This is a genomic window from Streptosporangium sp. NPDC051022 (assembly GCF_040683035.1).
Classification (GTDB): domain Bacteria; phylum Actinomycetota; class Actinomycetes; order Streptosporangiales; family Streptosporangiaceae; genus Streptosporangium.
On the sequence record NZ_JBFBCF010000002.1, the window covers coordinates 218714 to 242579 of the forward strand.

The 23866-nt window shown below is 66.8% G+C and carries 12 protein-coding genes and 2 tRNA genes; 4 read left to right on the top strand and 10 right to left on the bottom strand.

Features of this window, described 5'->3' with window-relative positions; all coding sequences use genetic code 11:
* Window positions 1–199: 199 nt before the first annotated feature.
* The 5 genes from AB0N02_RS05060 to AB0N02_RS05080 all read right to left on the bottom strand — a co-directional run bounded on the left by AB0N02_RS05060 (window position 200) and on the right by AB0N02_RS05080 (window position 12745).
* Window positions 200–4816 (bottom strand): DEAD/DEAH box helicase, encoded by a 4617-nt coding sequence (locus tag AB0N02_RS05060; RefSeq protein ID WP_363942890.1) that lies wholly within the window; start codon window positions 4814–4816, stop codon window positions 200–202.
* Between the two features lie 31 nt (window positions 4817–4847).
* A complete protein-coding gene (locus tag AB0N02_RS05065) occupies window positions 4848–6896 on the bottom strand; it encodes an Hsp70 family protein (protein WP_363942891.1) in 2049 nt (682 codons plus the stop codon).
* On the bottom strand, window positions 6893–7714 hold the full coding sequence (locus AB0N02_RS05070) for a hypothetical protein (protein ID WP_363942892.1): 822 nt from the start codon (window positions 7712–7714) through the stop codon (window positions 6893–6895). Before AB0N02_RS05070 ends, AB0N02_RS05065 begins: the two co-directional genes overlap by 4 nt.
* Entirely contained in the window at window positions 7704–9314 is a 1611-nt protein-coding gene (locus AB0N02_RS05075) for a hypothetical protein (RefSeq protein WP_363942893.1), read from the bottom strand. The genes AB0N02_RS05070 and AB0N02_RS05075 overlap by 11 nt, the downstream gene beginning before the upstream one ends.
* A gap of 119 nt (window positions 9315–9433) precedes the next feature.
* Entirely contained in the window at window positions 9434–12745 is a 3312-nt protein-coding gene (locus tag AB0N02_RS05080; RefSeq protein ID WP_363942894.1) for a hypothetical protein, read from the bottom strand.
* Window positions 12746–13241: 496 nt separating this feature from the next.
* Here AB0N02_RS05080 and AB0N02_RS05085 point away from each other — a divergent pair, with 496 nt between their 5' ends.
* Genes AB0N02_RS05085 through AB0N02_RS05095 form a run of 3 tightly spaced genes read left to right on the top strand, consistent with a single transcriptional unit; the run spans window position 13242 to window position 18591 of the window.
* Complete coding sequence (locus AB0N02_RS05085) at window positions 13242–14906, top strand: N-6 DNA methylase (protein ID WP_363942896.1); 1665 nt, start codon at window positions 13242–13244, stop codon at window positions 14904–14906.
* Window positions 14907–14952: 46 nt separating this feature from the next.
* A complete protein-coding gene (locus tag AB0N02_RS05090; RefSeq protein ID WP_363942897.1) occupies window positions 14953–16506 on the top strand; it encodes a serine/threonine-protein kinase in 1554 nt (517 codons plus the stop codon).
* The gene (locus tag AB0N02_RS05095) at window positions 16507–18591 is read left to right on the top strand and encodes a UvrD-helicase domain-containing protein (protein WP_363942899.1); all 2085 of its coding nucleotides are present in this window, start codon (window positions 16507–16509) and stop codon (window positions 18589–18591) included. It begins immediately after the preceding gene.
* 80 nt (window positions 18592–18671) lie between these two features.
* On the opposite strand, the gene AB0N02_RS05100 is transcribed toward AB0N02_RS05095, so the two are convergent.
* Window positions 18672–19565 carry a phosphorothioated DNA-binding restriction endonuclease gene (locus AB0N02_RS05100; RefSeq protein WP_363942900.1) on the bottom strand — a complete coding sequence of 298 codons (894 nt, stop codon included), beginning with the start codon at window positions 19563–19565 and terminating at the stop codon, window positions 18672–18674.
* Window positions 19566–19732: 167 nt separating this feature from the next.
* Between AB0N02_RS05100 and AB0N02_RS05105 the strand changes: the two genes are divergently transcribed.
* Window positions 19733–20017 carry a hypothetical protein gene (locus AB0N02_RS05105; RefSeq protein ID WP_363942902.1) on the top strand — a complete coding sequence of 95 codons (285 nt, stop codon included), beginning with the start codon at window positions 19733–19735 and terminating at the stop codon, window positions 20015–20017.
* Window positions 20018–20059: 42 nt separating this feature from the next.
* On the opposite strand, the gene AB0N02_RS05110 is transcribed toward AB0N02_RS05105, so the two are convergent.
* The 4 genes from AB0N02_RS05110 to AB0N02_RS05125 all read right to left on the bottom strand — a co-directional run bounded on the left by AB0N02_RS05110 (window position 20060) and on the right by AB0N02_RS05125 (window position 23792).
* A tRNA-Arg gene (locus AB0N02_RS05110) sits at window positions 20060–20132 on the bottom strand.
* A 4-nt stretch (window positions 20133–20136) separates the two neighbouring features.
* Window positions 20137–20209, bottom strand: a tRNA-Met gene (locus tag AB0N02_RS05115).
* Between the two features lie 307 nt (window positions 20210–20516).
* Entirely contained in the window at window positions 20517–21707 is a 1191-nt protein-coding gene (locus AB0N02_RS05120; protein ID WP_363942904.1) for an aminotransferase class I/II-fold pyridoxal phosphate-dependent enzyme, read from the bottom strand.
* Between the two features lie 243 nt (window positions 21708–21950).
* On the bottom strand, window positions 21951–23792 hold the full coding sequence (locus AB0N02_RS05125; RefSeq protein WP_363942906.1) for a radical SAM protein: 1842 nt from the start codon (window positions 23790–23792) through the stop codon (window positions 21951–21953).
* Between the last annotated feature and the right edge of the window lie 74 nt (window positions 23793–23866).

Genomic DNA, 23866 nt, shown 5'->3' on the forward strand with positions numbered 1-23866 from the left:
CCTTCCTGCCGTATTCACATGACGATCCGCGTTCGGGACAGTGCTCGGCGTTGAACGCTTTGGACCGTCCCAAACGGTGATCAGAGGGCATTTTGTCAGAGCAGTCCGCAGATTTCATCAGATATCGCGGAGATCGAAACGGTAAGCGCCGGGTGCGATAAACACCCGGCAGTAAAAAGGGAACGTCCGGGCTGAAACGTCACATTTCAAGCTTGAGTGGTCCGTCCTCGCTGAGCAGCCGGAGCACCTTCAGCGCCGCGCCCCGGCTCAGCGACTGGTGGTCGCGCTCGTTGCTCCGGTTCCACAGGCAGCCGTAACAGGCGGTCTCCTCGCCGCAGCCGCAGTCCGACATGCGCCTGAGCGCGGTCTCGCCGACGACGTCGAGCTCCCTCGCGATCCGCATCACCGAACCGGCTCCGCCGGGCACCGTGTCGTAGATGACCAGGCTCGTCTGCCCGTCGGTCCCGGCGTGAACTGTTCCGTCGATGTCGTTGCGGCTGATCTCCAGCCCGTAGGCTGCCCCTTCGAGCAGGGCGTACAGCGTGGACAGCCACTCGTCCCACGGCATGCTCAGTCCATCGAAACGGATCTCCAGGATGTCGGTCTGGTACAGATGCGCCAGCGACCGCCACTGCAGCTGACCCTTGCACTCCGCCTGCCGCACCGGGTTGCTATGGCTCGACACCTTCCGACCCAGGTTGGCGACCGCCCAGCCGCACCTGTCGCAGATCAGGTAACCGGCGCCGCCGATCCCCTCGGAAAGGGCGATCATCTGTCCGCGCTCACCCGAACGGGCCCGCACACCGAGGCCGCCCGCCGTGCGCCAGCGGAACTCCACCGGATCGGCCGCCAACTCCACCACGTGGGTGGCTCCGTGCCACGACGTCTTGGGCGGTTCGGTGCCGGGTCTGCGGGTTTTCCGCTCCGCGATGAACCCGAACTCGGGTATGCAGTACTCGCGCGGCGTCGTGTCCGCGGGGGTGTCGCAGGCCGGGCAGACGAGGGACACATCGTCCTCGACGTACCGGAAGTGCCCGCAGGCCCGGCAGACGTAGTACCTCCTGCTGATCAGCTCCCGGCCGGGCAGGCGGTACACCCCGGCCGACGTCCACAGCTGGCCGCCCGCGACCACCTCGGCCCCCGGGGCGTACTCGTAGATGGCACTGGACAGGTCGCGGGCCAGCTCCAGGTTGGACCCCACCTGGCCGTCGCAGTGGATGGTCCGCAGCTCCACGGTGTCCACGGGGAAGCCGTACTTCGGCAGCACGTTCCTGTTGGCCAGGAAGCCGATGAGGTTGCGCTTGGTCAGCGTGTTGATGGTCTTCTGGAAGCGGTCGGCGATCTGGAACTTCTTGCTCTGCACGGCTTCGCTGATGCGCTGTTCGAAGATAGTGATGTCCTGGTCGAGCTCCTCGCGGGCCTTGTCCAGGAGGTTGCACAGCCCGATCACCCAACTCTCTGACTCCACCCCGATCTCGCCCTGGACCTCCGGGGGGAGCACCCGGCGCAGCGCCGCGGTGATCTCCTTGGGAACCGGGGTGAGGAATTCGAGGAGCCGGTTGCAGGGCGCGTCCTGCGCTCCCTGGGGGCCGCGGAAGAAGTCGCCCGCGTTCCGCCAGACCTCGCCGCTGGTCTCCTTGGCGTGCCGGAAGAACGCGGCCAGCGCCACCGAGTGCGCGTGCCTGCGGTCGATCCGCTCGTTGCCGAGCGGCACGTACGGCGCGCGCATCTGACCGGCGATCATCGCCTCCGGTTCCTGATAGCGAGCCAGGTCGTGGGAGCGGCGCTGCGCGTAGGTGAGCACCAGCGCGGCCGAGTCGGCGCGACGGCCCGCACGGCCCGCGCGCTGAATGTAGTTGGCCGTGGTCGGCGGCATGTTGCGCAGCATGACCGTCTGCAGCTCGCCGACGTCGACCCCCAGCTCGAACGTGGTCGAGCAGGACAGGACGTTCAGCTCACCCCTGATGAACTGCTGCTGGATCTCGGCGGCCTTGGTGCCGGTCCACTGCGCCGTGTGCTCCATGGCGGCCAGCGGAATGGGGGCCATGCTCTGGTAGAGCGTCGCGTAGTGGTCGTCGAGGTCGGCCGTCGCCTCGGTGAGACTGCCCGTGCACCCCATCATCGGGCAGACGCCACGGACGCTGACCCCGGCGAAGCGGCGGCATCGGTCGCACCGGTATAGCTTCTCCGCCGGGGAGAGCCGCAACCCCGTGTGGTCGATCTGGTGGACCGGGCCGACCAACCGCGGGCTGTCACCGGGCAACCACGTGCCCTTCTGCGCGATGAGGAAGCGCCAGCAGCCGCCCAGCACCTCCTTGGGGTCGGCTGGGGAGCCGAGCGCCGCAAGCACCCGTGTGAGATAGTCCAGCCGCCGGTTCACGCCTCGGGTGGGGAGCCAGCTCAGCACCTTCAGCTTGGCCTCCGAGCCGTCGCTTCGGACATAGATCGGGCCCGTTCGTGGCTGGAACGCCTCGTCCTGGGGGTTGACGTTCTCCGGCATGGTCAGTACCCCCTGGGTGCGCAGCGACCGCACCAGCTCCTGGAGCAGATCCCAGCACTCGTCCTCGGACAAGCCCAAGGCGAGCAGGGGGGCGGGCGGCCTCCACGAGGAGTTCCGCGCGAGTTCGACCCGGACCAGGCCCAGACCTTCCAGGGACTGCCGTTCGTCCAGTGCGAGCAGCTCGCGCATCACCCACAGCGCGACGGCCCGCTGCCGGGTCGGGTCGTCGTCCTTGCTCGGGAAGACACCCGCCCTGTTGGCGGCCTTGGTCACATAGAAGATCAACGAGGCCACGCTCACCTGGCCGCTGCCCTCGACCGCCTCGTGGAGACCTTCCATGATGAGGCGGCGATGCTGCAGTCCCGAGTAGCTCGTCTCCAGGTAGGGCGCGAAGAAGGCGGCCTGCTGACGGCTGTCGCTGAAGGTGAGGAGCTTGCGGCCCTCACCGGGGTGGTCGGCCGTGTCCCGGTCGGGGGCCGGAGGAATCTGCTGGTAGAGGGCGGTCGCCAGCACGGCCGCGGTGGCGTCCCGGCCGCTGTCGAACGGGCGGATCATGCCCGAGCCCCGGCCGCCGCACGACACGCAGCCGGTGGGGGAGGCGGCTTTGGTGTTCAGTTTCCTGACCGGTCGCAACGAGCTCTCGCCGCAGCCGTTCCTGCCGCAGAAGGACGGCCAGGAGCTGTGCAGGGCTCCGCAGCGCGGGCACAGGTAAGCGGTCTGGCCCTCGGTGGGCGCGACATCCGAAAGGGTGGTCTCGTCCTCGTCGACGACCTCGGGGGTGTCGTCCAGCAGGAGCCAGGCCCGGGGGTTGTCATGGGTGATTCGCGGTGTGAAGACGTAGCCTCCCGGGGAGTGGACGACGGCGCCCATCAGGTGCACCGCCCCGCACCGCTTGCAGCCGGCGAGCTCGAACATGGCGCCCTCACAGGCGGGACACGTCTCGTGCCGGTTCAGCGAGACGTGGGGACCCTTTCCGGTGAGGCAGGTGAAGGCCCCCTCGGTGGCTCTGGCAAACAGGTGGTAACGCGCCGAGAGGACGGAAGTGCCGGTCGCGTCCTTCACCCGACTGCCGACCTCGACGAGTGCGGCCAGTCCTCCCTCCGGATCCTCCTGGCCGTCGAAAAGCTCCTGCGCGAGAGCGTCGAACGCCTTCGGTTCACGAGACAGGGTCCCCCGGAGGTCAGCCATTGTGCGCTCGTGGGCGAGAGCCGAAGCGGTGTCGGGGAACTCGCCGGTCGTGTGCCAGCTCAGCGCGTCATCGAGATCGTCGTACTGCGCCAGCTCCCGGTACTGGTCAGCCGACAGCGGGCCCCAGAACGGGCCCCGGGGCATCGTCACCCGGGTCGCGCTGACCAGGTCCTGTCGGCTGCCGTCGCCCTCCGCCCACTCGAACGGCACGTTGAAGAGCTTCGAGGCGAACTCCATCACGGCCTTGGGCTGGTCTCCGACGGTCGCGCTGGTGGCGATGCACTGCAGGCGCTGTTTCGGAGCGACCCGGTCGTGCAGGCGACGCAGGAGCATACCGAGCTCCTCGGCCTTGGCGCCGTCGTAGACGTGGGCCTCATCGAGGGCGATGAACTCCCAGTGCCCGCTGTGCTCGCCCTCGAACAGGTCCATGTCGGAGGGACGGAGCAGGAGGTACTCCAGCATCGCGTAGTTGGTGAGCAGGATGTGCGGGGGCTTGTCGCGCATCTCCTGGCGGCTCAGCAACTCGTTCTTCAGCGGCTGCTGCCCAGGGTTCAGCTCGGAGAATTGCGCCAGACCCTCGTGCATCTGCTCCTTCGTGTCCCCGGTGTACCGGCCGAAGGTGATGTACGGGGTCTTCTCCAGAAGTTGGCGCAGACGCTTGAGCTGGTCGTTGGCGAGCGCGTTCATCGGATAAAGGAGCAGAGCCCGCACGCCGGGGCCGAGCGTGCCGTTCGCGTGCTCGGTGATCAGGGAGTTCAGAATCGGCAGGAGGAAGGACTCCGTCTTTCCCGACCCGGTGCCCGTGGCCACCACGAGGTTGCGGCCGCCTGCGGCCTTGCGGATCGCCTGCTCCTGGTGAAGGTAGAGCGGGCGGTCCAGGGGCAGCGCCGTACTTCCCAGCTTCTCGAACGACGACGACAGCACCCGTTCCTCGATGAGCTGCCGCAGTGTGGCGCCTGCCGCGTACGGCGGGGTCGCCTCCAACAACGGCCCCTTGGTCAGCATCGGGCTGTTCGTGATCTCCGTCGCCAGGGCCTCGGCGATCTTCGGATCGCGCACGGGCAGCAGTGACCGCAGGTAGCGCCGGTAGGTGTCGGTGATGAGCGAGCTGGTCTTCAGCGGATCCACGTCGAGCTCCGAGATCGGGGGAAGGTGTCGGTCAGCGTCCGTTGACGTCAGGTCGGCGGGGACGGACCGGATGGCGGGCCAGGAAGATCCACTCACCGCCCGGGTTCGAGGCGCCCAGCACGCGGCCTGAGTCGAGCAGCCACGGGAACTCCGCCTGCAGTTCCTTGAAGCTGTCGTTCGTCACCACGATCGCCTGCTTCCGCGCCGCCAGTGTCGCGACGAGTCGATCCGCCTTGCCTTTGGTGCCGGCGGGTACCTGCGTGATGAGACCGGAGCGCATGCCTTTTTTGAGCTCCTCCCTCTCCAGGAAGGTGAGCTGGTAGACAAGCGCGGCGTCGACGATCACGTCCACGGAGGAACCGGGATGTTGGGCCCTGAGCGCATCCACGGCGTCCAAGAGCTGGGCGAAGCTGGGGGAGTCGCCCGCTCTCACGTCCCGGCCGAGCCAGGCGAGGTTGGAGCCGTCGACCACGAACGACTTCCCTGCGCTGCTCCTCGCAGCCGCTGGTCCGGTCACGACGGGCTGTGGGACAGGAGATGAGAGCCGTGGCTGAGGGGCCGAGGGGAACGTGTGCTGGGGGAGCCCCTCCAATGCGGTCATCTGGCGCTTGATGTCACTCATGGTGAGTGTCTCGCCATGAGTGAAGTCGGAGATCTCCTGGTCGACCAGCATGCGGCCGTTCTTGTCGAGGGTGGCCTTCACGTGGAGCAGGCCGTCCGCCTGGTAGGTGTACTCCAGGGTGAAGGACGCCTCCGTGCGGGGAAGCGGCTGCGGGTAACGCACCTGGAGCGTGGTGAGCTGGAAGTTCTCCGGGTGCTGGAGGGGTTTGTCCGGATCGGCCTCCCATATCTCGATCTTCAGCTCGGACTGGAAGTCGTTCTTCGGGGTGTAGCTCTTCCGCTCGCGGGTGGGCAGCGGGGAACGCGGCTTGATGATCTCGCTGAACACCTTCTCGTTGCTGTCCAGGCTCCGGGCGGCCGTCGTGCCGAGCGCGTACATGGAGGACACCTGGAGGAGGCTGTCGAGCTCGCCGTCCATGATGGCTGCGGCGATGGCGGCGCCCCTGGCGACGGCCGTCATGGGGTGGCAGATCTCGGCCGGAACGGTTTCGGCGTCCATCAGCCGTTCGACGGCCCTACGCACGCAGGGCATCTGACTGGTGCCGCCGATCAGGAGGATGTCGGAGACCCCTGTCGTTTCGATGCCGAGATCGTTAAGGCACATACGAACGGGCTGAAGAGCCTCTTCGACCAGGTGATCGATCTGCGCTTCGAGGTCCATCCGAGAGACCTCGATCAACCTGCTGACACCCGGAATTCTGGTGAGGACGGTCTCCTCGGTCGAAAGCCGGATCTTGGTCCGCTCGACGGCCAGCGCGAACTGCCTCTCCTCCTCCGGCGAGAGGTCAGGCTCGTATCCGATCTTTCTGATGATGAGGGCGCGGAGTCTTCTGTCGACCTCAAGACCACCGAGCTGGGTGACACCGCGAGACGCGCGCTCTTCGAACAATCCATCCCTGTGTTCCAGAACGGTGACGTCGATGGTCCCGCCGCCCCAGTCGAAGACCATGATGGTGCCCTCGTCCTGAATGTCGTGCATATAGGAGAGCGCGGCCGCGGTCGGCTCGTTCAGCAGGGCCTTGACCTGGATTCCCGCGGCTCGGGCCGCGGCCCGCGTGCGGTAGCGAGCGCCGCCCTTCGCGTTCGCCGGGACGGTGATGACCGCGCTGTCGATCGTGGTGAGGTTCGTCTCTGCCCGGTCACGCATGGCCTGGAAGACTCCGGCGGCGACGGCGGTGGCGGAGATGCGGCGGTCACGGAGCTGGATGCCCCCGTCGTTGCGCAGCATGCGCTTGCACGCCTCGATCACCCGGTTCGACCGGAGCTTGGCCTCCCAGCCGAACAGGGTACCGAGGCGGAGCGAGCTCTCTCCCACGATGGTGGGAAAGAGATGCTCGAAGGAGGGGTAGAACCATTCGTCTTCGAGATGCTCGCCGTCCAAAGAGAGCACCTCGACGTCCTCACCGTTCCACTGCGCGACGACGGAATTGGTCGTGCCGAAGTCAATGCCGGTCGTCACGCTTCCCTCTCCTGGTCGTCACACTCCGCGGTGCTGCTGTCGAGCTGCGGTTCCGCGACGTGCCTCAGACGCCCGGCGCGCAGAATCTGACCGGTTGCCTCGTCCACATAGGCGGGTTCCACCACTTGGAGATAGGGCTTGCCGGCCGGGTCGTTGATGGCTTTGAAGAACTCCGGGCCATCCGCGGGATTCGAGATTCTTCGGACTCCGGCTTCGACGAAGAACTCGTCCAGCAATTGCGGGATCTGATCCATGGCCCCCTCCCGGACCGCCCGTTCGAGTTTCGTCAGGTGGGAGAGGTGCTGTTTCCGGCTTCGCAGCGCGTCGAGAACCGCTTGACGCAGACCGCTGTTCACTTGTTCGCGCAGTGCGCCATACTCCGGACCGTCGACCTTGCTCAGAAGAGCCGTGGTGTGCTCGGCGAATCTCCTCAACACGAGGTTCGGGTCAAGCTGCGCCCTCTCTTTGGCGATTGTCGCGAGCCGGGCCTCCATTTCGCGACGCAGCCTCGTCTCCAGGTCCGCCCTTTCCCGACTCGCACGTGCTGTCGAAGCCGCCTTGTCCTCGGACCTCTCCCGGTCAAGCCGTGCGGTGCGCACTCGTATTTCGTTCCTGAGGGTCTCTTTCAACTCGTTGCTGACAGCGAGCAGGCGGCGTTCCACCTCTCGTTCGAGGCGCTGAGTTAGATGGTCGGCGAGACCGTGGAGATCATTACTGTTGTTCGACTCTGGTCGGGGTCGCGGATTCACCGCTGGCTTCCGCGGTTTCCTGCCACGGTTTCCGGAAGGCTGGGTGGTTGACATGTTCTCAGGCTTCATCGCTCGGTTCCGTGTTTTTCGAAATACTGAATTCGAAATCATCCAGCAACGATCGTGTCGCGTTCTCCCGTAGCAGGTCGAAGTCTCCCGGTCTGCTCTGCGGAGTTCGGCGTTGTAGCGTTTCCAGGGGCGGAAGCAATGCTGCGGAACGTTCCCTGGAGAGGTGTATCGAGCTTTCCTCGAGCGGTAGGACGTAGAAGTCGGCGCCGTTTCTTTCGGCGTGCATGAGCCGTCTCTTCGCGGCGTTGATGTGTGTCAACCGGTCGATGTCGTGATCGAGCTGCTTACGGAGGTTGCGCCACTGGTCCTCCCAGCCGGGGTCGCCGTGCGGGACGCCCAGCATGAGGTAGGGGTTTTCCCAGTGATCGCGGTTGTTCACGGTCAGCGCGCGGCGTTCTCGCAAGCGTCGCAGGTTCTCCCGGACTTCCGGGTGCGTGTCCTGGGCCATTTCCAGGAGTTTGATCGCGAATTCCAGCTCGTTGTTCTCCTGGGCGAGGTAGGCGGCCATCGTGTGAATCTCCGCGCGCATCGCGTCGGGAAGCAGTCGTCCCCGTTTCCCGTCCGTCTCGTTCGACGCTTCCAGGAGACGTTCGACCTGGGGTTTGGCTCTGTCGAACCAGCCCATGAGAATCCACCGGTAGCAGTTGTACAGCGCCCGCCAGGCGTGAAACTCACTCAATTTCGGGTTGATGGAATCGCTCGGCGTCCAGTGCGCGGCCAGGAGCGGCCAGAGGCCCCGGTCGGTGACGACGTGCTCGGGCCATCGGCCGGTCTGGGCGCCGACGGTGATCTCGTCGTACAGCGTGCGGCCACCGGAAGACAGGCGCGTTCGCAGCGTGATGTCCGTCTCGCCTCGCCAGAACGCCGCGAGAAGGGAGAACAGGTCATCGCCGTCGAAGAGCTCGTCGCCGTCGAGGAAGGCGTGACGGCGCTCCATCTCGGTCCACCTGATAACCGCCGCGTCCTGCCGTTCGATCGAGTCCGGTGCCAGACGTGCACGGAGATACAGGCTCTCGTCGGGAGCGTGACGCTCGAGCCATGGCCGGTCACGGTGGCCGATCAGGCCGAGGTCGATGAAGTCGTCGACCACGGACAGGGAAACCTCTGGAACGACCAGCATGACTTCCGCCGCCCTCACACGGGCCGGATGGCCGAGAGCTGCCAGATACAGGCGCCACTCGGCTATGCCTTCGAGCACGTCGTCCCCGGGCAGCCGGACGGCGCCGGCGAGGGGATGCTCGAAGGAGAGCAGCTGTGCTTTGCGGCGTCCTACGTCGGTGATCCACGGCATGCCCGCTTGGAGTAAATCGCCGAGAGTCTTGATGAGGAGCCGGGGAGGAAGCGTCGCGAGCACCGACTTGACGATGGTGGGAAGTGAGGGGGCGGGCACGCCTTCGAGAGACCGCCTGATCGTTTCCAGGTCCTCGGCGGGTGGGGCGCTGTCGTCGAGCATCGCCGAGATGGCTCTGCGGAGCTCGCCGATGGTGTCGCCGCCGTGAACTCCCAGGGCGGCCCAGCCTTCGGCCACGGGGTCCGTGCCGACGATGCCGTCTCTGATCGCCGCCAGCCTGGCATTCCGCTTGCTACGCCAGGCCGCCACCAGTTCGGCGCGGGAATTAGGTGCGTTCAGGGCAATCTCTCACTCTCGGTACGCCCATCGAACTAAAGAGTAGCGATCAACGTGCGCTTTATAGCTGCTTTTTCGGAATTACCTGGTCCTTATGCGGAGTCGGCTCCCGCCTTGACCGCGACGAGAAGCTCCGCCCGGACAAGGTCGAGAGCCGTCAGATCAGGGGCGATTTTGGCCAATGCCCGCCACAGTGGACGAAATTCGCGTTCGAGATACAGGCAGCCCTCATGCCCGCGTGCCGCTATCCGGGCGATCAGGGCGCACGCGATGGACAGGGCGGGCAGCGACACCCAGCCGTCGCGACGCTGCGGATGGCAGCGGGCCTCGATGTACCTTTCCAGGCCGCGATACTCGGTGATCCGGATGGCCATCGCCTCTCGGATCACCCCGGCGACCTCGGCGGAGAGCATCCGTCCGTCACGGCGGTGTCGCTCGTCGAAGAGCCTGCGTGCGGCGGCGATACGGGTGTCGACGTCGAGCAGGCCGGTGGGGACCACCTGAACGGCGGTCCACATCTGCTCGATCTCCGCGGGGCTCTTGCGGTCCATCAGCTCCGCGAACCGGTCGAACCGTCCGGTCTCGGCGTGAGGGTCGCCTTCCGCCCGCAGTATGGTCAGTGCCGATCCACCGCATTCGGCCCTGATCTCGGCGAGCAGATCCGAGTCCTCCGCGAGGCCCGAGAGCGCCGAACCGGTCAGCAGCGCGGCCACCGCGGGTGATTTGCGCCATAGGTGATCATCGGACTCCCGATGGTCGTTGACGAGGGTGGCGGCGAATCCCGTCGTCACCAGCGCGACAATCGTGCGATCCGGAGGAAGGGCGGCGTCGGGCAGCGACCGGATAGCCTCCGGGTACGTACGGAGCAGCGACGTGCAGTCGTCGATCCGCCGAGCCGCCGACGGGTAGTCGATCCGGTTGGCCAGGTCGATGACGGTCCAGAGCCTGTCCAGACGGGAAACCCGCTCCGGGAGCCCGTTGGCCCCGGCCAGGTATCCCGAGAGCAGCCGCTCCTCGTCGTCGGCTCCACCGTATTGGCCGGGGACGTCGCACTTGAGCATCTCGCTGGGATGCGGCCATCGCGGCCACTCCGAGGAGACCCAGGGATCCTCGACCGCGAGGCGGATGTGCAACGAGCCCGCGCCGGCCACCTCGGGGGAAAGCGGGATCGAGCCGTCGCCCTTGACCGAGATGATCTCCGGGGCGCGCCAGGGGGCGGTACACAGATAGATTCCCGCGGTCAGGCCCTCGACCCAGGCGCAGTCCTCAAGTCTCACGTGGTCGCCTTGGTGGAAGGCGCCCGAGGCCAACCGGCTGGGGCGGACACTGCCGACCGGGAGCGCGAGCCCGGCGAGCGGCAGGACGAGATCCACGCTACGGTGCCGGGCAACCGTGTCCTGAGCTCGTTTCAGACCGTAGCGGCCCCGTCCGGACGGGGCGAGGCGCTGGACGAGCTTGCCGCCGACCACCACCTCCAACGGAGGCAGCGTGCTGACCCCGGGAACCTCTATCTGGAGCGATTCGACCTCTCCGAAACGCTCGGCCATCAGCCGCACCGGTCCGTACGTCCAGTAGGGGCTCTGATCCGTCTCCTCCACCATGGTCCTCATGGAGGGCGGGGTGACGATCAGAGGCTCGCTCTCACGGCTCGTGCCGCAGGTGATGACGTGTTCCCGTTCGACCGGGGAGTAGGCCGCCGCCGTGGGCCCGACCGTCATACCGGGCGCCGTCGAGAACGTCGCCTCTCCCGGTGTCAGACCGCCGGGCGCCAGAAGCCGTACCTGAGGCGTGAACCGCGCGGTCAGCCCTTCGGTGACGAAGACCGTTCTGCGGGTGCTCCGGCCGATCGGCCCGCGGACGGTGATCTCGAACGCGCCCAGGATCGGCCTGGGCACGTCCGCCCATAGCTCCTCCGATAGCTCGGTGGGCTCGCTGACGGTGAACGAACCGCTGTAGACGCTGCCGCCACCCGCCCCCGGACGGATGTCGACCAACCAGGTGGTCGTCGTCTCGGCGGGCAGCCAGACTGCGGGCGGCACGGGAAAGACCGGCGAACCGTAGGGCGTGGAGACACCGGCCAACGGCTCGCCGGTGATCACCCGGGGCTTGCTGTGCCCACGTACCGGTCGACGCCTGGCATCCTCGCGGGACAGCCCGACCCAGGTCGCCCCCTCCAAGGCGATCTGTACGAGCCGCCAGCCGTCCCAGCCGATGGGAAGGGTGCCCTGAGCGACGGTCCGCACTGGAACGTCCGACAGCAGCTCGCGGTCGCCGGGGTGCAGCAGCCACACCGAGTCCGGAGGCACTCCGAGATGGTCGGCGAGCCGGTCGCCGTTCTCCGTGAAGATCAGCAGGGGGTTTTCCGCGTCGACGATGTCGATTTGGGACTCGTGTGCCGTGCCGTACAGGGAGACCTGGGCGACCCGCGCGGGCCTGGCGATCGGGAAAGAGGTGCTGGGGGCGGCTTCGGTGGCTCCCACCCACATGGACCGGCTTTTCACGACGTTCTGAACGCCGTCCACGGTGACACACCAGCGTGCGGCTCCGTCCGGAGCATCGCCCACCGGCGGCAAAACGATCTGAACACCCTGTCCGAAGGGATCGATGGCGAGCCGGGGCCGTTCCGTCCGGCGGGGGCGCGGGCCTGCCGCGATGGAGAGCGCAAGGTCGAGACCACGGTCGGCGATCAGGAGCTGGGCCTGGTCGAAGTAACGGGCGGGGAGACCGAGCCCGTCGAGGTCGTGATCCCCCGCGCGCAGCCGGTCGAGGAGGTCGAGGCAGCGGTCGATGACGTCGACGGCGTGGTCGGTGCCGTATCGGATGAACCACCGGGCGGGCTCATGCAGGCTGTGGAGGCGGCTTTCCCGCGCGGTGGCCCAGGAGAGCAGGCCGTCCGCGTCCAGGAGGGGATCCTGGGCGCGTCGCTGGAGGAGGAGCTTGAAGAAGTTCCCCAGGCAGAACGTGGGGATTCCGGCGTGCATGAGAATCGGCCCGACGTACTTCATGGAACGTTCCGCGAAGCGCGGTAGGCGGAAGGTGCCCAGGGCGTCAAGGAAAGCCTGGCCCCAGAGCCTCGCGTCCTGCTGGGTCACGAACTCCTGGTAGCCGATCGCGTTCCACCAGTAGGGCCAGAAGGTGCCCTCACGGTAGTCGTTGGCCGCCACCCCGCTCATCGCCACCGCCACGCAGGCGGGCCAGCGGCTGAAGAGAGACTGGTATCGGCCCTTGACGACCTTGAAACGGTAGAGATGTCCAAGAGCACGGGAAGTCTCGATAAGGACTTTTCGGTCGACCTCAAGTTCCGTTAGCAGCGAGACGCCGGGAAGTTGTGGCTTCCAGTCGGATTCGAGCCGATCAAGCAGCGCCGATGACTGTGCGGGGTCGGCGTCGAGGTGAAAACTCATGGGCACACCGTGTCGTCCGAAGTCCTGGGAAAGCAGTTGAGGTGCAGTGCTGCGGGGCCGAGAAGGTAAATCTGGCGAAGCGCATCACTTCGGTTGAGAATTACGCCGAAGGGGCGACCTGTGCGAGTAAAGCACTCGTGTCTCCTATTCACAACCCACTTGATGGAGTCGCAGCATCGTGAGATAGCGTGTGGCCGGATCGGGCAGGCCGAAACGAGAGAGGTCGGACATGCCGAACGACGCGACGGTGAACGCTGCGGACATCGCGCGGCTCGCTGATGTGGGGCGTGCGGCGGTCAGCAACTGGCGCAAGCGCTACGACGACTTTCCGCAGCCCGTTGGCGGGACGGCGACGAGTCCCGCCTTCTCCCTGGCCGAGATCGAGGACTGGCTGCGCAAGCAGGGCAAGAGGTTCACGGTCTCCCCGGCGGACAGGATGTGGCAGCGCCTCCGCAGCACCGTTGATGATCTACGTCTGGGAGACGTGGTCGGATCGGTGGGAGTCCTGCTTCTGTTCATCAAGCGCCACCCCGAAGAGTGGCGGAAACTCGCAGGGCAGGCGAACCTACCCGGTCTCCTTTCGGAGACCCTGCCGCGCGCCGTACCGGACGTGCCGGGGCGGTTCGAGACGCCCGATGACGTCGAACTCGTCCGTGGTCTGGCGGATCTCGCGGAGCAGGTGGGAGCGGCCGAAACCTTCGACTTCCTCTTCGACCGATATGCGGAGACACACTCCCGCCGCCTGCTCGCCACCCCTCCGGAGATCGCCAACCTCGTCACAGGCCTGGTCGAAGGACAGGTGATCTTCGACCCCGCATGCGGAATCGGCACCCTCCTCGTCGCGGCTCACGCTGAGGTTCTGCTCGGTCAGGAGGTCGATGAGGCGGCGGCGAAGCTCACCGCGGTCAGGCTCCTGCTCCACGACCGGCACGCGCGTATTGTGGCTGCCGACTCCCTCAGGCATGACGGATTCGCCGCCGATCAGGCCGACGCGGCCATCTGCAACCCACCTTTCGGAGAACGAGCCTGGGGCTACGAGGAACTGGCCAGCGACCCTCGTTGGGAGTACGGCCTGCCACCTCGGGGAGAACCCGAACTGGCCTGGACGCAGCACTGTCTGGCACATGTCAGACCAGGTGGTGTCGTCGCGATCATGATGCCCTCCGTTGCGGCCGATCGTCGCAGTGGCCGGAGAATCCGGGGCAACCTGCTCCGCTCCGGGGCGCTCAGAGCGGTGGTGTCACTGCCGGTGGGGGCTGTACCGGGCACGAGCATGGCCCCCGATCTCTGGCTTCTCCGAAAACCGGTACCTGACGACCCCGTACCCGCTCAGGTCCTCATGGTCGAGGCGGCCGAGGATCTCTCCCCTGTGCGGCGGGTGTGGGAGAGGTTCCGGCAGGACCCTGAAGCCGAGATGGCCGAACCGAACTGCCGGACGGTCCGACTCATCGACCTGCTCGACGAGGAGGTGAACGTAAGCCCGAGGCGGTATGTGACGTCCACGACGGTTCTCGCGGGGGAGACCTTCGAGCGAGCACATGAACGACTGCGCCGCCTGCTTCCCGCGGAGCTTCCCGAACTACGGGCGGCGCGTACCACTCGTGAGCTGTCAATGACCACGGTGGGGGAACTGGCACGAGCCGGAGCGGTGGAGATCCACCAGGCTCCGCTGAAGATGACCCTCGATGAGGGCGACCTTCCGGTCCTCACCGTCAGAGATGTCGCCCGGAGCGGTAAGCCGTCCGGGCGCACCAACCGCGAAGCGGGCACGGTGTTCTGCCGTGCCGGTGACGTGATCGCACCTGTACTGGCTCGGGAGTCGACGTCCATGGTGGTCGATGAGGAAGGGCAAGTTCTGGGGCCGCAGCTCTATCTCTTTCGGGCTGATTTGGGCAGAATTGACCCTTATTTCCTGGCTGGATTCCTTCGGATGGCGGGAGAATCCGGAGCCGCGCGTGCGTCCTCCGTGTCGAACAGGATCGATGCCCGCAGAGCTCCCATTCCACGGCTCCCGCTCGCTGAACAGAAGAGATACGGACAGGCGTTTCGGCGTCTGATGGTCTTCGAGAACGCCACCAGGGAGATCGCGGAGCTGAGCGCGGACCTGGTCCGGGCCGGATTCGAGGGTCTTGTTGACGGTACTCTCGATCCACATGCATAGATCGGTGTAACTTCTCCCACTGTAGCTGCACGTTGTGGGGGGTTGGATGGTCATCCTCGACCGTTACGAAGTGGGCCATCCCATCGGCAAAGGCGGCATGGGTGAGGTCTACTCGGGTCATGACCGCCAGCTCGACCGAAAAGTGGCGATTAAGTTCATTCGTTGCGTCGGTAACCTTCCGCCGGAGGAACTGGAGCGACGCTTCCTGCGCGAGGCCCGGATCATGGCGCGTCTCGACCATCCTGGAGCACCGGCCATTTACGACGTCGGCAGCTACGACGATCCACAGAGCGGTGAACGACGTCTCTTCGAGGTGATGCAGTTCGTCAAGGGCAGCACCATCGCCGATCTGCTCGCCGAACTTGGACCGCTCCCGATCGGCTGGGTGGCGGGTATCGCGGCGCAGGTCTGCGCCGTCCTGGGAGCCGCCCACGAGTTGTCGATCCTGCATCGTGATCTCAAGCCGTCCAACCTCATGATCTGTCCGGACGGCAGCGTCAAGGTGCTCGATTTCGGCCTGGCGATCTTCACCGACCCGCGCTTTTCGCGATACACCCGGAGCGGCCAGGTCGTGGGGAGCGCGCACTACATGTCGCCGGAACAGGTGCGCGCTCAGCCGCTCGGCCCCGGGAGCGACCTCTACGCGCTCGGCTGCGTGATGTACGAGATGCTCACCGGCAAGCACGTGTTTCCTGGGCCGTCGGAGTACGAAACGCTTCATCAGCAGGTCAGTGACGCGCCTCGGGCAGCCAGCCGGATTCGTGGCGAGATTCCCCGTGAGCTCGACGAACTCGTTCTCGGCCTGCTGGAGAAGCGTCCCGAGGACCGCCCTCGGGACGCTCCGGCGGTCTTCGCCTACCTGTCGGCACTGACCTCGGGGACTGTCCACCTCCCGGACTTCGTTCACCCGGCATCGGCCGACTCGCCCGTTCGGATGTACGCGCGGGCCCTCGCCGCGCTGGTGGGCGGTGATCGGCCGGACGTGATCGACCAGGTGAGGCAACCGGTTCTCCTCGATGAGGAGCCGCAGCTGACCGGTGTCGCCGATCTGCCGGCGATCCGGGCCCGGGTGACGGACCTGGTCAGGGAGTCCCGCTACACCCAGGCGGTCGAGATCCTCACCGAGGTGGCGGGTTCAGCGGAACGGCTTCTCGGATCGGACGACGGCGAGGTGTTGAGCCTGCGACTGGAACTGGCCGACATCCTGTTCGAGGGCGGTGACTACCGTCCCGCCGCGTCCCACTATCGAGAGCTCGCAAGCCTCTACGCCCAGCGCGGAGACGACGGGGTCGATCTGGCCTTCCACTGCAGGCTCCGCGAGGCGAGCTGTCGTGCCATGGGCGGGGAGACCCGGCTCGCGCTTCGGCAGTTGACCTCGCTTCTCCAGGACGAGCGGACCTTCTACGGCGACGCTGATTCCCGGCCTCTCGAGCTGCGCAAGCAGATCGCCGTCCTCCAATTGGGGGCAGGAGACCTCGGTGAGGCCGAGCACACGCTTGTCGCGCTGCGGAGTGACATCGTCAGGTTCCGCGGCCCGGATCATCCACAGGTGGCCGAGGTCGGCCGCCTCATCGACGAAATCGACCATAAGGAGTCGTGAGTGGCCCGGCTCGGCATCCACATCGAATGCCTCAAGGAGGTCTTCCGGATGGACGCTCCCATCCGGGTGCGCATCGGCGAGGTGTTCGGCAAGTTTGAGCAGGCCACATATGCCAGCCTGCACCTGGAGAAGGTCAACAACGCCCGCGATGACCGGCTGCGTACAATCAGGGTCGACATTTTCTGGCGGGGCGTCGTTCTCGCCCCCAAGGGAGGTGACAACTACACGCTGCTCAAAGTGCTTCCACACGATGACGCCTACCGATGGGCCGAGCGTCACAAGGTGGAGGTGAACGTGGCGAACGGCTGTATAGACATCTGGGACCCCGCTGCCCTTCATGACGCGCTCGGTGAGATCGAGGACGAGGCGCAAGAGACTTTGCGGCACCTGTTCGACCACGTCAGCGATTCAGATCTCATACGGCTCGGCGTCACGAAAGAGACCCTGGCGTTCGCGCGAGAGCTCACCCGGGTGGAGCAGCTGGAAACCGCCAAGACCTTCCTGCCTGCGACGCAGTGGGACGCGCTTTTCGGCCTCGCGGCCGGAATGACCCCGGAAGAGGTCTGGGCGGACCTCGGATGTGGGGGGGAACCCGAATCGTTCGACCCGGAGGATCTCTCTGCGGCCGTGATGCGTACCTCGGACCGGGTCCTTCTCGTGGACGGCCCCGCGGACTTGATGAAGATCTTCCGCGAGTCGTTCGCGCTCTGGCGGGTCTACCTCCATCCCCTCCAGTACCAGGCCGCGCACGCCTCCTACCGCGGGCCCGCACGGATCACCGGAGGGCCGGGGACGGGTAAGACGGTAGCCGCCCTGCACAGGGCAAAGCATCTTACTGTCCGTAATGAAGGCCCCATTCTGCTCACCACGTTCACATCGGCACTGGCCTCCTCACTGGGGCGTGACATGGCGCTCCTCCTCGAGACGCCGGAGCAGGCACAGCGGGTGTCGGTCCTCAACGTAGATCAGGTCGCACACCGTGTCTTCACCGAACGGCATGGCCGACCTGTGATTCTCCGCAAGGAGGAAGAACTCGAAATCTGGAAACGGCTCGCGAAGAAGAGGAATTCGTCGCTCAGCGAGCAGTTCCTGTACGACGAATGGCGACAGGTCGTGCTCGCCCAGCAGGTCACCAGCGCCGGCGCCTACCTCCAGGCGAAGCGTTCCGGCAGAGGCCGTGGCCTTCGTGCGCAGCAGCGTGCGCAGGTGTGGGAGATCATCTGGGACTTCCAACAGGAGCTGCGACTCATCGACCGGTGGACTCACGAAACGGTCTGCGTCGAAGCCGGAAAGATCCTCGCGGAGACTCCCGAGAAGCCGTACCGGCACATCATTGTCGATGAGGCGCAGGATTTCAGTCCGATGCAGTGGCGCCTTGTCAGGGCGGCGGTCGAGGAGGGGGCCGACGACCTGTTCATCGCAGGGGACACCCATCAGCGGATCTATCACTATCATCCGTCGCTTCGTGAAGTGGGTGTCGACATCGGCGGACGGTCGGTACGGCTCACCCTGAATTACCGGACCACAGCCGAGATCCTGGCCTGGAGTCTGTCCATGCTGCACGGTGTTCAGATCGATGACATGAACGAGGCCCTGGAGAAGATCGCCGGATGCCGTTCGCACGTCCATGGGGACAGACCACTTGAGCGAGGATTCCCCACACCGCTCGACGAGAGGGAGGCGCTTGTCGCGCAGATTCAGGAGTGGGTCAGGGCCGGGGTGGAACCGGGAGAGATCGGTGTCGCGGCGCGGTCCGACATCCTGATCAGGGATGCCAGAGAACTCCTGGAGCGGGAGGGTATCCCCGTGGGCGCGCTCGCACGGCTGGGGCAAGGCAACGCGGTACAGGTCGGGACGATGCACGGAATGAAGGGGCTCGAGTTCCGCTGCGTGGCCGTGATCGGGGTGGGCGAGAACCAGGTGCCTTCGACAAGGGCCGTCACGCCTGTGACGGAAGACGAGATCGCACACGCGCGTGACCTACAGCGCGAGCGGTGTGTTCTCTTTGTTTCCTCCACCCGAGCCCGTGAACGGCTTTATGTCTCGTGGCATGGTCAGCCGAGCGCGTTTCTGCCGATGGGGTAACCGGATCTCGTGTTCGCTGTGATCATTCGGCGTGGACGCGGTCTTCCTGGAAACACCGATGGAATTCCGGCGGGGCAGGGTCAGGAAGCACGGGCAGGGGAACGGAAGATCTGACGGCTGTGCCAGGCTATATGGTCTGTTTCGACCGGCTCCAAACCTGGCTGCGGACTGCGGACGGGGCGTCCGGCCAGGGTCGTCACCATGTTCCGTGCGGCACCCGAACGGCCGACGAACCTGGCTGAGACGGTCACCGTATGCTCTGGACTCACTCCGAGGACGCCCTTGTCGAACAGCTTGTGGTGAATTGCGCACAGGCACAACCCGTTGCTCAATTCGTCAGGGCCGTCGAAGGCCCGCCAGCGCACGTGCGCGGCGTCCAGGCCGACCGCTGTGCCGTCCAGCCAGCCGTCATAGTCACAGAACGCGCAGGCGTACTCGTACGCCATGAGCACCTGTGAGCGGAAGGCGGGATCCCGGCGTATGGCGATGCCGTTCGTCCTCGTCTCCCCGGTGCTCTCCAGAGGGTCCAGATCGAGACCGACGAACAGGCAGAGGTCGGTGTGCAGGGAGGGGGCGAAGTTCGCGTCCAGCAGGAAGCGGGCGATCCGGGCGACCAAGGCTGGCTCCTCGGACAGGGCACGGGCCAGATCGGGATGGAGGCGGCCGGTGGCCTGGCTGTCGCGCAGACGGCCCAGTTCCGGACCCGGGCTGCCCGGCCCGGTGGCGGTGTCGACCAGCCACAGGCCATCGCTGGTCAAGTGGTGGAAGGGGTAGCCGGGGCTGGTGTCGCGAGGCGGGCCGTACTCCTTGAGCAGGCTTCTGAGCTCCGCCTCGGCCGCGCTGAACGGGATCGGCCTGTTGCCGTGCCGCTGGAAGCGGCCCAGGGCGTAGAGAAGAAGAAGTGGCTTGTGCGGTGCACGCTCGCCGCCCTTGCTCCAGCGTCGGATCCCGGCGACTCTTTCGACCCAGTCCACGGTCCGTCAGTCTAGGGCGATCTTCGTCATCGTCGACAGGGGCGGAGGGTCGCTGAGGGTCCGCTCGCTGCCTTCCCGCCGGGCTCCTGGTCCCCTCGGAGAACAAACCCGTTTGTGCGTCATCAGATCGCTGTTCGGTGCGTGCTGCTCCGATCTATCATGCCGGGATGGGCTTGTTCGATCTTCGTAGGGAGATGGTCGTCGCCGCCATCGAAGAGTGCGACGAGCTGGGCCGTGACGTTTTCCTCGAGCGGTACGGCTACCGCCCGGCCCGGGGTTACTTCCTCGTCTACGAAGGGAGGAAGTACGACTCCAAGGCTGTCGCCGGGGTGGCACACCGTGGAGTGACCGGTCGTCCTCTACGCCCCTCGGAGTTCTCCGGCGGTAACGCGACCGTGGCTCGTGCGCTCTCCCAGCTCGGCTTCGTGGTCACGACACCCGGTGACGCCTGAGGCCCGACGTGCCTGACTCGGGTGAGCCGTCGCGATGGGATGTGTCCCCGGCCGGATTCGAACCGGCGGCCTCCTGCTCCGCAAGCAGGCGCGCTCTCCACTGCGCCACGGGGACCGAGTAGCGGGTGCGGGAATCGAACCCGCCCGGTGCGGCTTATGAAACCGCTGAGCACACCAGCGCCCTCACCCGCTCAGAAACGAGAAAGCCGTCCCGGACCGAGAGGTCGGGGACGGCTCACGTGATCCACGCGATCGGTGTCACATGTGAGCCTCCGAGGGGACGCGCATTCGGCGCGGCGTACGGTGTCGCATTCGGCGCATGACCCCTCCTGTCTGAGAATCGGCCGGTTCCGGTGCCGATCGGTGTGGTCATGAGGATGCTCGATGTCCGGGATGACACGCAACGGGTTTTCAGGGAAGAGGCGGGATCCCGGACAGGGAACGGGCGGGGAAGCGGGCGTGGGTGGGGGCGGTAGGGGAGCGGGCGTGGGGGTGGGAATCAGCGGGGGAGGGCGGTGCGCATTCGGGTCAGGAGTTCGTCGAGGACGGCGGGGGAGGTGGCGAAGTTCAGGCGGGCGAAGCCTCTGCCCTCGGGGCCGAAGTCCGGGCCGCGGAAGAGCATCACCTTGGCCCGTTCCAGGAAGAACGCGGAGGGGTCGTCGCCGAGGCCGAGGGCTCCGCAGTCCAGCCACGCGAGGTAGGTGGCCTCGGGGGGCAGGTAGCCGACGCCTTCGGGCAGTCCCTCGGCCACCGCCCGCCGGTTGCGCGCCAGCAGCGCGCGCACGGCGTCGAGCCAGGCGTCCCCGCCGGTCCACGCGGCCCTCAGCGCGTCGACTCCCAGTGCGCTCACCTGGCCGAACAGGAGGCCGCGGTGCGCGTCCACGGCCTCGCGGATCCTCCGGACGCCGATGTGCGCGACGGCGCAGCGGGCACCGGCCAGGTTGAACGCCTTGCTGCCCGAGGTGATGGTCACCGTGCGCGCGGCGGCCTCCTCGGAGATCGCGGCGAACGGGATGTGCCGGTGTCCCTCGTAGGCCAGCTCGGCGTGCACCTCGTCGGAGATCACCAGCAGGTCGTGTTCGGCCGCCAGCCTCGCCAGTTCCTCGAGTTCCTCCCGCCGGAAGACCCGCCCGGTCGGGTTGTGCGGGTTGACCAGGAACAGCGCGCGGCACGGGGTGCCGCCGCGGCCCCGGATCTCGTCCGCGAGCAGGTCGAGGTCGAGGTGCCAGCCGCCGTTCCGCGGGCGGATCGGCACGGGCCTGGGCGGACGGCCCAGTCTGGTCAGGGTCTCGGTGAACGGCGGGCAGACCGGCGCGTGCAGCGCGACCGGGTCGCCGGGCGAGGTGCCCAGGTGCAGCGCGATCTGCATCGCCTGGTTGATGTCGGTGAACAGCCGGACGTGGGCGGGGTCGGCGGTGAACCCGAAGCGGCCGAGCATGCGTTCGGCGAACGCCTCTCCGAGCGGCCCGCCGTGCGACTCGTCGTACCAGGCGGGGTAGCCGAGGTCGGTGTCGATCCGGTCGACCAGCGCGCGCCGGATGACCGGCGAGACGGGGAAGTCCATGTCCGCGACCCACGCGGGCAGTACGCCTTCGGGGGCCGAGGCCCACTTCTCCCCGTCCCGCAGGGACAACGTGGCCAGATCGAGGGCCTCCAGGGTCATCAGACGCTCACCACGTTCCTTCAGCATGGATGCCCCGTCCTTCAGGGCGGGGAGGAAGTGCGGAACGGTCTCTCATGGTGTTCTCCGGATTTGCTCGGCGGGGCTTGTCATGGTGATCGGGCCGGCGATGACCAAGCCGGCATCGCGGGACCGCTCCAGGGCATGGGGTGGCGGCGCGGGGAGCCCTCCAGCCGTCAGGTGGGGCTGTGAACCGCGAACCACCCGGCTTGGGCCGGGAATCCTGGTCCTTTCGAGCCGGGAGGATGTCAACTAGTCCTGTTCGAGGTTGGGGCCGAGCGGTACCGGCGCGCTGTCGTTGCGGGTCGCGCCCCAGCGCCGCTCGGTCTCGTGGTGGATGTACCAGAGGTCGTCCTCGGTCAGCGTGACGGACACGACGCCGGGAAAGGCCTCTTCGAAGTAGATGTACGGCTTGCGGTTGTCGACCCACGGCGAGTGGTAGTCGAGCTTGTCGGCCATGCCGTGCATCCGGGTGATCGGCGTCGCGGGATGGTAGGTCAGGATGTTGGGGCTGGCCAGATCGATGAGCTTGTCGTCGATCAGCTCGCTCACCCCGCTGATCGTCTCGTCGATGCTGGCACGGGTCTCCCCGTCGAGCCCGAAGAGGACGGACGTGCCGACCCGGAGCCCGTGCGCCTTCACCAGCGACGTCGCCTCGCGCACCTTCAGCGCCCAGCCACGCCCCCCGCCACGGCGGAGGTTCTTGTGGATTCCCTCCATCACCCGCGCGGACATGCTCTCGATGCCGATGTAGACGTAGGTGCATCCCGCCTCGCGCATCCCGTCCAGGATCTCGCCGGTCGCCTCGGCGGAGTGCAGACCGGCCAGGACGTCCACGGTCAGCTGCGCCCCCCACTGCAGGCCGCGCAGGCGTCCGAGGTCCGCGTCGGCCCTGAGGAAACGCCGGAGATCCTCGTCCAGCTCGTCGGCGGGGCACCGGCGGATCCTCCGGAGCTCGGCGCAGAACTCCGCGATGTCGCGGAAGGCGCCGCTCCAGAAGATGGAGTCGTCGAAGAACATCGCCTCCGCGCCGTAGCCGACGTATTCGCAGACCCGCTCGATCGCCGTCGACGTCCGGCTGAACCTCTTCAGCCCGCCCGCCAGCCTGGCCGTCTCCGAGCAGAAGTTGCACTGGTAGGGGCAGGCGTTCGACACCATCACGTGCGCCGTCCGCTGGATCTCGCCGGTCGCGCCGTCGACGAAGATGGGGAACCTGGAGCGGATCGCGAACGCCTCGTACGGCGAGGGCAGCGCGGCGAGGTCGAGCTTGGCGCCCTCCTGGGGATAGGCGTGTACCGCGTCGCCGGCGATCAGGGTGACGAGGGAGCGTCCAGGCGAGGTGCCGTGCCGTCGCAGCAGTTCCTCCAAGTTGTGGCGGACCCGGCCGGGGGCCACCCAGCCGGTGTTCAGGTCCACCGAGAGCGCGACGGCCCGCATGAGCAGGTCGAGCGAGTGGTAGGCCTCGCCCGAGACGACGGCGTCGACCACGCGCGGCCCCCTGCCGTCGGCCATGACCGCGAGGGTGCCGCTCGGCGCGATCGTGAGCGTGTCCTGCCCGGGGGCGCAGCCGATCGTCTCGTCGGCGTGGCGCCCGCCCAGGATCACGTAGGCGCCCGGCACCTCGGTCTTCACCAGCCCCGCGATGTCCAGCGCGTACCGGTGCGCCGGTGAGACGCTGCTGATCAGCACGACCCTCGGCCGTGCCCGGCGGAGCAGCCGGATCCAGCGGGCCCGCGCCTCCCGGTCCCAGACCCGTGGGTCGAAGACGGTCTGGTCGGTGTTGGGTGACTCGGTGTGGGGCCGGTACCCGTCGTGGCCTGCGGACATGCGGTAGTCCCTGTCGGGGAACCGGGTCCACCGGGGGGCCACGTCGTTGTAGTGCCCGGCGCGTTCGAGGGGGCCGGCGTCGTGCACGGCGTTGTGCACCGCGACGGAGAGCGCCGCGTACAGGCACATCGGGTCGCCGGGATAGGTGATCTCACCTTCCGACTGCGTCATCACGGGCGCGAGAACCGCGAGCACCGGGAAGTATCGGCTGTCCACCCGCCCGTGCGCGAGGTCCTCGGCGAGCCGTTCCCTGCGCGCGGACAGCATCTCCTCGAATCCGGGGGAGACGGTTGATCGTGAGAGTCGGTGAACGTGGATGTTTTCCAGCAATTGCAGACTCT